The organism is Bacillus alveayuensis (genome assembly GCA_030812955.1).
Lineage (GTDB): Bacteria > Bacillota > Bacilli > Bacillales > Aeribacillaceae > Bacillus_CB > Bacillus_CB alveayuensis.
In genome coordinates this window covers 79,575-92,967 of the sequence record JAUSTR010000007.1, presented here as the reverse complement: position 1 = coordinate 92,967, position 13,393 = coordinate 79,575, and the positions used below count along the sequence as shown (strand labels likewise).

The following is a 13,393-nucleotide window of genomic DNA, read 5'->3' as shown; positions in this document are numbered from 1 at the left end:
ATGCTTTCTATCTTATTTATGTCCTTCAAAAGCCTCATGACGGACATTCATCATCTACATTTGCTTCTTTTTGGACTTCATCTCCCCCTGAAGCTTAATGGATACCGCGTTCGCGGGCGTCGGGCGGTCAAACGGTATTTGGGTCTTGGAACAACTTGCTTATGTGTACAGTATGTCGAGTCCAACAGCGATTTTTCGAATGTGCTCGATCTCCTACGTGAGAAAAAAAGGATATAGCCTCGTGGAGTTCATTTATCATGTGGAGAAACCAAATATTCCTATTGATGCCGTAAAAAAACAGCTGCACGTGACATAAGGGGTAACCTGTTTGTTTTTTTATGGTAATTATTATAATCGGAATTGCTCAACTACAGTAACAATATTAGATTTAATAGGAAATATATAAAAATAAGAGAATTAAATATTTATAGTCCTAGTAACAATCATACACTAGAAAGGGGAATGAAATTGAAAATATACAATATTGCGGTTATAGCCGGTGATGGTATCGGTCCAGAAGTTATTAATGAAGGCATTAAGGTGTTAAAGGCTGCTAGCGAAATTGCCCGTGAGTTCGAATTTGAATTTACCTATTTCCCTTGGGGATGTGAGTATTACTTAAAACACGGGAAGATGATGGATGAGGACGGACTGGAGAAATTAAAGGAATTTGATGCGATTTATTTAGGCGCTGTCGGATATCCAGGAGTTCCCGATCATATTTCCTTATGGGATTTATTGCTTAAGATTCGAAAAAGTTTTGACCAATACATTAATATTCGTCCGATTAAACGTTTAAAAGGTGCACCTTGTCCATTAAAAGAGGCAAAATTGGAAGACGTGGATATGTTATTTATTCGGGAAAACAGTGAAGGAGAATATGCGGGAGCTGGTGAATGGCTGTTTAAAGGGAAACCGGAAGAAGTCGTTTTGCAGACAAGCGTCTTTTCACGAAAAGGAACGGAACGCGTTATTCGCTACGCATATGAAACAGCACGAAAATTAGGAAAATCGTTAACGAGTATTAGCAAAGGGAATGCCCTTAATTATTCCATGGTCTTTTGGGATCAAGTTTTTGATGAGGTTGGGAAAGAATACCCAGATGTAAAAACGTATTCTTATCTTGTTGATGCAGCCAGTATGTACATGATCAAACAGCCCGAACGCTTTGAGGTGGTCGTGACTTCCAATTTATTTGGCGATATTTTAACAGATTTAGGAGCTGCCATTGCGGGTGGATTAGGGCTTGCTGCTGGGGCAAACATCAACCCGGAAAGAACGTATCCATCGATGTTTGAACCAATACACGGTTCAGCACCAGATATCTCTGGAAAAGGGATTGCAAATCCTCTAGCTGCTATTTGGTCCGCTAGCCAAATGCTTGACTTTTTCGGTTACGATCATCTTGGGAAATCTGTTCTGAATGCCATCGAAGGAGTTTTAAGTGAAAATGAAACATTAACACCGGATATGGGCGGAACCGCTACAACATCTGAAGTAGGAGATCGGGTTGTTGAAATATTAAAAAGCGGAAAGTGAGATTGATCAAATGAAAATCCTTTTTGAGCAACAATTTGCTCAAAAAGGATTTTTTCTATTGTGTATGGGCTATGGAAACCGAGAGATTTTTGTGCGAAACCGAGAGATTCGCGACGCAAACCGAGAGATTCGCGACGCAAACCGAGAGATTCTCACCCGAAACCGAGAGATTCCCACCCGAAACCGAGAGATTCTCACCCGAAACCGAGAGATTCCCACCCGAAACCGAGAAATTCGCGACGCAAACCGAGAGATTCCCACCCGAAACCGAGAGATTCCCACCCGAAACCGAGAGATTCCTGCGCTAAGCCGCTAGATTCTATCAAAAGACCGAGCGTTTCTCGTGCGAAAAAGACAACAATCCTTTTTATTTTTGCGCTAGCAGCCCTGCCCCTATTAATCCCGCTTTTTGATCAAGGGCTGCACGCTTTATTTGAATGGAATCTCGTAAACTTGGATAGACGAAATCCTTTACCTTGTCTTTTAGCGGTTCAAGGATGACATCCCCAGATTTCATGACCCCTCCGCCTAAAATAATCATTTCGGGATTGACCGTATGCACGATATTAGCAATTCCAATTGCTAAATAATGAACAGCACGGTCAATGATTTGTTTTGCTGTTTCGTTCCCTTCATAAGCTAGCTGAAATACTTCTTTGGCGCCTCCTTTTATTCCTAAAAGCCGGGCTCCCTCTCTTCCGATTGCGGTTCCACTTGCTAATGCTTCTAGCGCTCCCTTGTTGAGACCGGGTGCTCCTTCACCTGCTGGGTCGACGATCATGTTTCCGATTTCCCCGCAATTTCCTTGTGCCCCTTGGACAATTTTTTTGTTTAAAACATATCCGCCGCCAATTCCGGTACTTACTGTAATGTAAAAGACACTATTCACATCCTTTCCTGCTCCAACCGTTGCTTCCGCTAATGCTGCTGCATTTGCATCATTATCTAGTACGACAGGAAGATTCGTAGCCTTTTTAACTCGCTCGACTAAGGGAATATTTCGCCAGCCTGGAAGATTTGGCGGCTCTAATATAATGCCTTCAAATGGATTTAAAGGACCAGGTGAACCGATGCCAATGGCATGAATGTCCATTCCCTTTTTGACTTCTTCGATGAACTGAATCATTTGGTTTAGGACATAATTGGGCCCTTTTTCCGCATTTGTTGAACAAGATTTTTCTATTACTATCTGTCCAGCTTCATTGATCACTCCGACACGAAGATTCGTTCCTCCTAAGTCAACTCCAATCGTCCACAAAGCATTTCACCTCTTTATCCACCTATCGATTACAAGGATCTCTATCAATTCATCTCATCACTTAGATTATAAAGCTAACAGCCATTTTTTTGTCCATTTTTGCCGAAATTTTGGCTAAAACGATATTTTATTTTCTAAATTTTCTATTAATTAAGCGTTTTCACAATTGGTACGCTTTTTGCAATATAAAAGGCGAAAATATTTGAAAGGGGATGAAATGAATGAAAGCAGCAGTCGTAAATGAATTTAAAAAGGAGTTGGAGATTAAAGAAGTAGAAAAACCAACACTGGAAGAAGGCGAGGTTTTAGTACAAATTGAGGCGTGTGGTGTTTGCCATACAGATTTGCACGCCGCACATGGTGATTGGCCAGTCAAACCAAAGCTGCCTTTAATTCCAGGCCATGAAGGTGTCGGAATTGTCGTAGAGGTTGGCAAAGGGGTTAAATCGATTAAAGTTGGAGATCGTGTCGGCATTCCTTGGTTATATTCTGCATGTGGTGAATGTGAATATTGTTTAACTGGTCAAGAAACGCTTTGCCCACATCAATTAAATGGCGGATATTCTGTCGATGGCGGCTATGCCGAATATTGTAAAGCACCTGCTAACTATGTTGCGAGAATCCCTGACAATTTAGATCCTGTTGAAGTTGCACCAATCCTTTGTGCAGGTGTTACGACATATAAAGCATTAAAAGTTTCTGGGGCAAAACCTGGTGAATGGGTGGCCATTTACGGTATTGGGGGGCTCGGCCATATTGCCTTACAATACGCAAAAGCGATGGGGTTAAATGTTGTTGCTGTTGACATTAGTGACGAAAAATCGGAACTAGCCAAAAAATTAGGTGCTGACATTACGATTAATGGTTTAAAAGAAGATCCTGTACAGGCAATTCACGAGCAAGTGGGTGGCGTACAGGCAGCTATCAGTGTGGCCGTAACGAAAAAAGCATTTGAACAAGCCTATCAATCTGTTAAACGCGGAGGATGCCTAGTGGTGGTTGGACTTCCACATGATGATTTACCAATTCCAATCTTTAATACGGTGTTAAATGGGGTTACTGTAAAAGGATCCATCGTCGGAACTAGAAAAGATATGCAAGAAGCCTTAGACTTTGCTGCGCGCGGAAAGGTTCGCCCTATTGTTGAAACAGCTGCATTAGAAGACATTAATGATGTATTTCATCGAATGGAAAAAGGCCAAATTAACGGCCGCATCGTCTTAAACTTGAAGGAGGGAACAAGATGAGCACAGTTCAAGCCCCATTAAAAGAAAAAGTAGAAAAGTTTTCCCGAGAGGAAATATTTGGACCTGTTATTGCTGCTCTACCATATGAAGATTTGGATGAATTAATTGAGCGGGCCAATAATTCCAATTATGGATTGGCCGCTGGTGTTTGGACGCGCGACGTAGCCAAGGCTCACTACATTGCGAACAACCTCCGTGCCGGAACAGTTTGGGTGAACTGCTACAACGTTTTTGACGCAGCTAGCCCATTTGGTGGATATAAAGAATCAGGAATAGGAAGAGAAATGGGATCCTACGCTTTAGATAACTATACAGAAGTAAAAAGCGTTTGGGTCGCTATTAATTAATCATTTCCATCTCGTTTACTTTTCCATTCTCTGTAAGGTAAGCAAGCTAGTTGCTTACCTTTTTTATTTAAAGGATTTTCTTTTTTTTACATAGAATAATGAAAGAAAAAAGGATTTCACAAGTGTTGATTATCCATTATTTTACTTAAACATACAGAATCGTATGGCTGAACACAAGCTTTTCTGCCACATCCCTCGAACAAGAATGCCAGTGGACAAATTCATTTGGCCGCTGATGTTATTGTTCGGTAAGGGCATGCGTATAGCATGCCCAGTCGGCAAGCGAATCGCTTGCCGACTTCGGCAGAAAAGCTAGAAATAGAGCTATCTTAACTGGTTATTATTGGTTAATCAACACGCCTAAAAGGATTTGATGGAATGATGAACATCCATAAATTTATTATGCCGGAAATTATTTTTGGAAATGGGGCCATTGATCAAGTCGGGAATAGTTGTTTAAGGCTGGGAGCATCTAATGTGTTGATTGTCAGTGATCAAGGCATATCGGAAGCAGGATGGCTTGAGGCCGTCATGAAAAGCTGTGAAAAAGCAGGTTTAAAATACGAAACCTTTATCGATATTACGGTGAACCCAAAAGATATTGAGGTCGATAAAGGGAGAGATTTATATTTACAAAAAGAGTGTGATGCCGTGATTGGCATTGGAGGGGGAAGCGCCATTGATGCCGCTAAGGCGATTGCCTTGCTTGCGACAAATGGCGGTAACATTCACGATTATGAAGGAGTCGATAAAATTACCCATCCCCTGCCACCGCAAGTGATGATTCCGACCACAGCCGGATCAGGTTCTGAAGTGTCGCAATTTTCCATTATTTTAAATACAGAGCAGAAGAAAAAAATGACGATCATTTCTAAATCATTAATACCAGATATTGCTATTATTGATCCCGAAACACTTGTCACGAAAAGTGCACACTTAACAGCTTCCACCGGAATCGATGTTTTAACACATGGGATCGAATCTTATATTAGCTTAGCTGCTACCCCTTTAACAGATGTGTATGCGAGAAACTCCATCGCGCTTGTGGCCAACAATTTACGGCCTTCCGTAGCATCTAAATTAAATAAAGAAGCGAAAACAAATATGGCCATGGCAAGCCTGCAGGCAGGAATCGCTTTTTCCAATGCTATTTTAGGAGCTGTGCATGCTATGTCTCATGCTGTAGGTGGCAGATACCCGATTTTGCATGGTGATGTCAATTCAATTTTGCTACCACATGTGATGGAATTTAACTTAATAGCCAATCCGCCAAAATTTGCAGATATTGCTTACCAGCTAGGAGTAAAAGCTTGTGATATGTCTCATATGGAAGCGGGAAAAACAGCGATTGAATTTGTTAAGCAGCTCATTCATGATGTTGGTGCACCAACAAAATTATCGGAAATTGATGTCAAAAAAGAAGAGATTCCGCAGATGAGCATTTCTGCTTTAAACGATGCATGTATGATTACAAACCCTAGAGATGTAACAGTTGAAACAATTGAAGAATTATTTAGAAAGGCTTGGTAAAAGTGTTATTACAAGAACGGCAACAAATGATCAATAAATTAACAGGTGTCCAGTCATCGAAAAAAAGCTACTACAATGAAATGAAAATCATGGTAAGGGAACTCAAAAAGAAAAACATGCAATTAGAAGTCATCAACGAGGTCAATCGGAGCTTTAATATCGACATGTCGATGGATGAAATGCTGAAAAATATTTTTGAAAAGCTGAAAAGCTTTTTCCCACTCGAACGAATCAGCCTATCTTTGTATGAAAATGATATGCTGACATTATCCAATGTTTACCCTTTACATTCATTATATTATCCCATTGGCTTTGTTTTCCCGAAGCAAAATTCTTTGTATTGGCAAGCAATTCAATCGCTTAAGAAAATTTTTTTTCAAATGAAGGAAGACAATCCTTTTTATGTAGAGAAAAAGGGCTATCAATCCTTAGGCATTCAAAGTGCTTTAGTCATCCCACTCGTAAGCAAAGAAGTAAAAATAGGTGTCTTAAGTATAGGAAGTAATAAAGTCAATAATTTTGATGATTCAGATCTCTCTTTTTTTCAGCAGCTATCTGATCAAATCGCTGTATGTATTGAAAATGCCCGCCTTTATCATAAAGTCCTGACAAATCAAAAAGAATGGGAAGAAACGTTTCGGGCTGTATCTGATATGATATTTATTACAGATTTAGAAGGAAATATATTGAGATCAAATGATGCCGCAAAAGAATATTTTCAATCGGATTTCATTGATCAAAATATACAAGACTTATTAAGGATAGAGGATAAAAAGTCCTTTCAAGAAAAGTATCTTTCGATCAACCAAAATATTTATCAAGAAATTCATATTGAAAACTATGTTTACGAGTTCCGCTCCTTTCCAATCGTCAATAGAAATCAAGAAGCTTACGCTTATATTATTTATATTAATGATATTTCAGAAAAACGAAAAATGGAGGCGCAATTAGTTCAGTCTGCTAAACTAGCCGCAATTGGCGAAATGGCAGCTGGAGTTGCCCATGAATTAAATAATCCATTGACTGCCATTCTTGGAAACTCCCAGCTATTATTAAGAACCGTTCGAGAGGATCATAGTTCTTACAAACTTTTAACCGACATTTACTCATGCGGAAAACGGTGTAAATCGATTATTCAAAACTTGCTAACCTTCTCACGACAAGATGAATATTTATTTGAAGAATGTTCGATCAATGAAGCAGTCGAACAAGTATTAGGGATTATCGGGGATCAAATTCAGCATCAACAAATTATCATTGAAAAAGAACTGAACGAATCGACCAATCCTATTTTAGGAAATATTCAACAAATTGGACAAATCATTTTAAATTTATTAATCAATGCAAAAGATGCTCTTGAGGAAAAAGGTATAGAACGAAAAGTAATCAAAATCGAAACAAAAGAAATGATCGAAAATGATCAAAAGTGGGTATGCCTTTCTGTCAAAGATAATGGAATCGGAATACAAAAGCAATTTCTTCAAGAAATATTTAACCCTTTTTATACAACAAAACGACCCGGTAAAGGAACGGGACTAGGTTTGTCCGTTAGTTTAGGAATTGCGGAAACACATGGAGGGACCATTCACGTAAATAGCCAATATGGGGAAGGCAGTGAATTTATATTAAAACTCCCAGCAAAACAATGAAAAGAAAGGGAGGTCATGATCTTTGAAAAATATACTCATTATCGATGACGAGAAAGAGGTCGGAAACTTTTTCCGCCATCTTTTAGAAGAAAAGGGATACACTGTAAAAGTGGGATTAAATGGAGAGGACTTTAAAAAATTCATTCAACAAGACTTGTTTGATTTAGCCTTAATTGATGTAAAGCTTCCCGATACAAATGGCCTCGAATTGCTGAAACAATTAAAAGCAACACACCCTCTTTGCAAAGTTGTGATTATGACGGGATATAGTACAGTGAAGACAGCCGTAGAAGCTATTAAAAATGGGGCGAGCGATTATATTGAAAAGCCTTTTGATGATATTACGCAATTGGAACAAACATTGGAAAATTTATTAAGCGACGAGGAAGCTTCATCCCAAACGGACGTTGATAAATTAGCTGATACGCTAGGGTTTATTATTGGAAACAATCAAGGGATGAATGAACTAGTGAAGCTAGCTAGGAAAATTGCTAAAAAAAATATTAACGTGTTAATTGAAGGAGAAACGGGAACAGGAAAAGAAGTGCTTGCCCATTTTATTCACCATATGAGCTTAAGATACGATCAGCCTTTTATTCGTATCAATTGTGGAGCTGTTTCAGAGACTTTATTAGAAAGTGAATTATTTGGACATGAAAAAGGTGCTTTTACAGGAGCTATTAAACAGAAAAAAGGAATTTTCGAAGTAGCGAATAATGGAACGTTATTTTTAGATGAAATTGGTGAAGCGAGCCAAGCAATTCAAGTACAGCTATTAAGAGTATTAGAAACCGGGGAATATATTAGAGTAGGCGGCGAATCAATCCGCAAAACGAATACACGCATTATTGCAGCAACAAATAAAAATTTAGCCCAAGCTGTACAAGAAAAAACGTTTCGAGAGGATCTATTATATCGTTTAGATGTCGTAAAATTAAGCATTCCCCCGCTGAGAAAAAGAATGGAAGATTTACCACTATATCTTGATCATTTTTTAAAAAAACTAGGCGCTTCTCACCTAGCCTTTTCAAATGAAAGCATTAAACTTATGAAAAGCTATTCATGGCCAGGAAATGTAAGAGAATTATTTAACATCGTCAAAAGAGCTGTGACCTTAGCAGATGGGGAGACCAACACGATTACTCCAAAATATTTACCCGATAAATTGAAATCAAATTCAGATTCCCAGAAAAATGAATGGAATCTTGTGAATGATGATTTAGAAGCATATTTAACAGAATGGACCAATCAAATATTATCTTTTTGGAAAGAGCAAGATCACATTGACTTAGAAAAAGTATTAGCTTCCGTAAAAAATTTAGAAAAACAAATCGGACGATTATTCGTTTTGAAAGCCTTAAAAAAACACGCCGGAAACCGTAAGCAAACAGCAGAGGATTTAAATATTTCGAATCGTAAGCTAAGATATTTATTAAACGAAAAAGGGAAAATGTAAAGTGCTAGAACCACTTGAGTCTCCTTTCAATGGTGGAAGGAGACTTTGGATTTTCAGTGCTTTCGATCATGCAAAAAGGCTACTTCTGCTTTTTTTTTATGCTTCGATTTGCACTTGTATTTCAGATAAATACTCCTCTTCATTTTTAGTGATAAATTGGTCAAAAATTGTTCGGATAATAAAGTCTCCTTTTATTTGATAATTCTTTTGTTGTATATAGTCATGAAGCAATTGAACATATGTTGGTGCGGTAAGATGTCCACCACGAAAATAAATACAGGCATAGTCCCCTTTTGGAAGAGTTGTTACCATATGATGTGCACCGTAAATTTGCCCTTTTTCTACCTCTTCTAAGATGAGGAAAATCGAACTATAATCAAAAAAGCTTTTTCTTTTAAAATGATCTTCTGAAAGTGTAAATCCCACTTTTCCAATAAATATGGAAGCAAATTGATAGGATTGCTTTTTTAATTTTCTTACAGAAAGTTCCAAGTCGTAAAATGAACGAATCTTTTCTCGTATTTGGATAATGGTTCTCTCATCTATCGTTTTAACATATGGTGAACCTATATTGGTTAAATTTTTCGCTTCTTCAAACTCTTTAATTCTTGCCTCTAATTTTTTCTTTGAGATTTCTAATTCTTTTATTTTATTTTCCATTATTTCCTTATGATTGCACAATGTTTGTAAAAAATCATCGATATCACGGTTAGAAATTTGTTTTTTTATTTCTTTAAGCGGAACGCCTAACATTTTTAGATAGTTAATAATATCCAATAATTTAAATTGCTCAATGGAATAATAGCGATACCCGTTTTCCGGATCCACTTGAATCGGATTAAATAAATCAATTTCATCATAATACCGCAATGTTTTTACAGAAACATTGTGGAGTTTTGACATTTGACCTATCGAAAACTTATTTTCCACCAACCTTCGCCTCCATATTGTTTGATGAAAACTATTCTAAACTTTGTATTCTATTATTTTACACAAATTTACAATCATACAAAATAGAGCCAAGCGCCTTCATGACCTATCAATAAGGAGCTTGGCTTTATGGAAGAACTTTTAAGGTAGAGCAGGATTTTTAAATCTTCTCTTTTTTTCGGAACGAAACAATTGGAAGCAACTCACCTGTAAAAATATCTTCAACTGGTACTGCTTCATTTCTCCAGCTTTCAGGTGGCAATGCTCCCCAAAACGTTGCGCGCTGCGGGTCGTCAAGATCCCATTTAATTGGTTCCCAGTCCGGATCATTCGTGAAATAATCTCCTGTATATAATTCAATACGGTTTCCATCAGGATCTCTTAAATAAACAAAGAAAGCATTGGAGGTACCATGTCTTCCTGGAGAACGTTCAATATTTGAATAATATCCTAAAGAAGCAAGATGATCACATGCATCTAAAATCGATTTAGCATCATCCATCCAAAATCCAGTATGATGATATCGCGGACCAGTTTCACTAATAAGCGCTAAATCATGAACGCTAGGTTTTCTATGCATCCAAGCGGCCCAAATATTTTCATGATCTCCTTCTTTTCTAACAGTATATTCAGAAGTTTTAAATCCTAAGTGGTTGCTATACCAATCGTAAAGTTCATCAATATTCGTAATTAAACAGTTTGCATGGTCAATTCGTTTAATTTTTACATTGCCTTGAAGATGGTATTTTTGCAGCATTCTTTCAGCTTTATCCATTTCATAAAAGAATTCTACAGGTATTCCCCCTGGATCCTGGATACGTAACGCACGGCCTTGACCTTTTTCCTCCCCAGGAGCAATCCAACGTTTTTTAATGCCTAAACTTGTAAACAATTTGTCTAACTCATCCAAATCTTTGTCAGCGCTTACACGATAAGCGATGTGCTTTAAACTTGCTTGCTCGCCTTTCGTTAGTATTAAACAATGGTGATTAGCGTCTTCAATAGCCCTTAAATAAATATGTTGTTCGTCTGATTCTGTTTCAATAAATCCTAAGCCTTCACAGTAAAAATGGCGCGCCCTATCTAGATCTGTTACCGTTACTTCTACATGATGCAAACGAACGATATCAAAGTTTTTATTAGCCACTCTCATCTTCCTTTCCTTTAGATTATTTATATTTTCATCATAAACCCTCTAGTAACTGGAGACTCAATAACTATTCTTTAATTTTCAATATTTTTAAAATATTCCTCTTTTCTAAAAGATTGCTGCTTTGCCATATCTTTTCGACTGTCCAGGCAAGCGACACGCTTGTTGTGTCACACTATAGTGTGACGAGAACCGAACAAAAGGCCATAGTCGGACAAATGTAATTTGTCCGACCAGGTGCTTTGTTCGGTTCATGGACAGTCGAAAAGCAACAAAGTTTACGAAACAGCCAAAAATATTATTGGTTCTTTGCAAGTCGTTCTTTATCTTGAATTATTTTAACATTCTTGATCAGTAAATTTACTTGATATAAAAAGTGGATAACTCTTGGCACCTACCCTTTAGTTATCCACATGTATGGAATCAAGTTTCAATTTCAGTTAATGATAAGAAATACGGTTCAAAAGTTAAAGATAATGAATGGATATTGCCAAACAACTTTTATTTCATAAAGCTTGGCAAAAAGGTGACTAACTGAGGGAAAGCAATAAGTAACGCTATACAAGCAACCATAGCCATGATCATAGGTGTAACCCCTCTAAAAATTGTCTGAATTGGAATATCCGAAGCCACACCTTTAATAACATAAACACTTATGCCAAGAGGAGGTGTTAATGAACCAATATTTATTGCCATAACCATAATGACGCCAAACCAAATCCCACTAAAACCTAACTCTGTAATAATTGGGTAAATGATTGGCAATGTAAGAACAATTAAGGAAAGACCCTCTACGAAACACCCTAAGATAAACAATGCGATTAAAATGAGAATCAAAATAATATATGGATTTAAATCAAGGTTGGCTACAAAGCTTGTAAGCTTAACGGGAATTCTCGTGATTGTTAAAAATTGACTAAAAAGAGTAGCACCAATTAATATTAAAAAAATATATGCTGTTAACCGAACGGATTCATTAAAAGACATCTTCAGCTTGTGAAGATCCAGCTTTTTAGATATTAAAGCAAAAATCAGGGCGCCAAATGCACCAACTCCAGCTGCTTCTGTTGGTGTGAATACTCCTAAATAAATACCACCAATGCTAATAAGAAATAAACCTAAAAAAGGCCATACATTTTTTAAGGAATTTAATTTTTCAGAAAAAGCGGCTTTTTCCGCTCTTACAGGTGCCAAAGCAGAATCGCGCCTAACTAGGATGGCGATTGTTAGCATAAAAATGAGCATCTGTAAAATTCCCGGTATTATTCCTGCGATTAATAGTTTACCAATTGGTTCCCTTGTTAGAATGCCGTATAAAATTAAAATCACGCTTGGTGGAATAAGTATTCCTAATGTCCCACCTGCTGCTACACATGCTGTTGATAAACTTGGTTTATAATTATATTTCTTCATTTCAGGCAGAGTAATTTTCGCAACTGTAGCGGTTGTCGCATTTAAAGAACCTGAGATGGCAGAAAAAATAGCGGCTGTTCCTATTGTAGCCATAGCTAATCCTCCGCGCAGATGTCCAATCCAGCTATCTACAGCACTATATAGATCTCTTCCCAATCCGGTATAAGACAAGATCATTCCCATTAAAATAAATAAAGGAATAACACTTAAAGAATATGAACTCGCTGTATCAAATGGCGTCCTTCCTAACTGTGTAAACGCAATATCCCAACCCCTAATGAAACTAGTTCCTATTAGCCCAACTAATATTAATGAAATTCCGACTGGAACCTTTAATAAAAATAACATGATTAATACTGCAATTCCTATTAATCCTATCATTTCAGGACTCATGATCTTTTACCACCTTTTGTGCATAATCAATGGTATATAATAATGCGGTTAAAGCAAAAACAACTGCCCCTATTGCAGCTAGGATGGCGAATACATACACTGGTAAACCTAAATCTCCTGTTACAGTATTTGAATTCAATAACCGTTGTGAATTCTCTAATAAACTCCATGCAACCAGAACCATTAATCCTGCAATTAATAGATTGATAACACTTTCAAAAATCCATTGAATTTTTTTCGGGAATTTTTCAACTATAAAATCAACAGTAATATGCTCGTTTTGCAAATGTGTATAAGCTAAACCTAAAAATATGACTATGCATAGCCCAAGCTCCGTAAAATCGACTGTCCCTTTGATAGGGCGATGAAAAAGCCAGCGGCCAAGTACATCAAATGTCACCATAAACATCATAAGTGCAAGAATGAGTTGGGCTACATAATGTAGCCCTTTGCTAAGCATATGAATGATTTTCTCCATAAG

The 13,393-nt window shown here is 37.5% G+C and carries 11 protein-coding genes and 2 pseudogenes; 8 read left to right on the top strand and 5 right to left on the bottom strand.

Going from position 1 to position 13,393, the window contains the following annotated elements; translation table 11 throughout:
* Positions 1 to 87 precede the first annotated feature (87 nt).
* The 3 genes and pseudogenes from J2S06_RS09840 to J2S06_RS09830 all read left to right on the top strand — a co-directional run.
* Positions 88 to 316: pseudogene (locus J2S06_RS09840) on the top strand (IS701 family transposase); the annotation flags it as partial.
* A 152-nt stretch (positions 317 to 468) separates the two neighbouring features.
* Positions 469 to 1,539, top strand: a complete 1,071-nt coding sequence (locus tag J2S06_RS09835; RefSeq protein ID WP_419152159.1) for a tartrate dehydrogenase — start codon at positions 469 to 471, stop codon at positions 1,537 to 1,539.
* A gap of 35 nt (positions 1,540 to 1,574) precedes the next feature.
* Positions 1,575 to 1,847, top strand: coding sequence for a hypothetical protein (locus J2S06_RS09830; protein ID WP_419152158.1), 273 nt, complete (start codon positions 1,575 to 1,577; stop codon positions 1,845 to 1,847).
* 59 nt (positions 1,848 to 1,906) lie between these two features.
* On the opposite strand, the gene J2S06_RS09825 is transcribed toward J2S06_RS09830, so the two are convergent.
* A complete protein-coding gene (locus J2S06_RS09825; RefSeq protein ID WP_044747142.1) occupies positions 1,907 to 2,797 on the bottom strand; it encodes an ROK family protein in 891 nt (296 codons plus the stop codon).
* Positions 2,798 to 3,018: 221 nt separating this feature from the next.
* Between J2S06_RS09825 and adhP the strand changes: the two genes are divergently transcribed.
* From adhP to J2S06_RS09800, 5 genes and pseudogenes are all read left to right on the top strand, one after another.
* Positions 3,019 to 4,044 (top strand): alcohol dehydrogenase AdhP, encoded by a 1,026-nt coding sequence (gene adhP / locus J2S06_RS09820; protein ID WP_044747141.1) that lies wholly within the window; start codon positions 3,019 to 3,021, stop codon positions 4,042 to 4,044.
* Positions 4,045 to 4,088: 44 nt separating this feature from the next.
* Positions 4,089 to 4,391 (top strand): annotated as a pseudogene (locus J2S06_RS09815) (aldehyde dehydrogenase family protein); the annotation flags it as partial.
* A 381-nt stretch (positions 4,392 to 4,772) separates the two neighbouring features.
* Positions 4,773 to 5,921, top strand: coding sequence for an iron-containing alcohol dehydrogenase (locus J2S06_RS09810; RefSeq protein WP_419152164.1), 1,149 nt, complete (start codon positions 4,773 to 4,775; stop codon positions 5,919 to 5,921).
* Between the two features lie 26 nt (positions 5,922 to 5,947).
* On the top strand, positions 5,948 to 7,570 hold the full coding sequence (locus J2S06_RS09805) for a GAF domain-containing sensor histidine kinase (protein WP_419152163.1): 1,623 nt from the start codon (positions 5,948 to 5,950) through the stop codon (positions 7,568 to 7,570).
* A gap of 22 nt (positions 7,571 to 7,592) precedes the next feature.
* Positions 7,593 to 9,026: a sigma-54-dependent transcriptional regulator gene (locus J2S06_RS09800; protein ID WP_419152157.1), complete on the top strand. Its 1,434-nt coding sequence runs from the start codon at positions 7,593 to 7,595 to the stop codon at positions 9,024 to 9,026.
* A gap of 96 nt (positions 9,027 to 9,122) precedes the next feature.
* On the opposite strand, the gene J2S06_RS09795 is transcribed toward J2S06_RS09800, so the two are convergent.
* The 4 genes from J2S06_RS09795 to J2S06_RS09780 form a co-directional block, all read right to left on the bottom strand.
* On the bottom strand, positions 9,123 to 9,956 hold the full coding sequence (locus tag J2S06_RS09795; RefSeq protein ID WP_419152156.1) for a MerR family transcriptional regulator: 834 nt from the start codon (positions 9,954 to 9,956) through the stop codon (positions 9,123 to 9,125).
* Positions 9,957 to 10,116: 160 nt separating this feature from the next.
* A complete protein-coding gene (gene hpaD, locus J2S06_RS09790; RefSeq protein ID WP_419152155.1) occupies positions 10,117 to 11,103 on the bottom strand; it encodes a 3,4-dihydroxyphenylacetate 2,3-dioxygenase in 987 nt (328 codons plus the stop codon).
* A gap of 504 nt (positions 11,104 to 11,607) precedes the next feature.
* A complete protein-coding gene (locus tag J2S06_RS09785; RefSeq protein ID WP_044747135.1) occupies positions 11,608 to 12,912 on the bottom strand; it encodes a TRAP transporter large permease in 1,305 nt (434 codons plus the stop codon).
* A complete protein-coding gene (locus tag J2S06_RS09780; RefSeq protein WP_044747134.1) occupies positions 12,902 to 13,390 on the bottom strand; it encodes a TRAP transporter small permease in 489 nt (162 codons plus the stop codon). The genes J2S06_RS09785 and J2S06_RS09780 overlap by 11 nt, the downstream gene beginning before the upstream one ends.
* Positions 13,391 to 13,393: the final 3 nt, after the last annotated feature.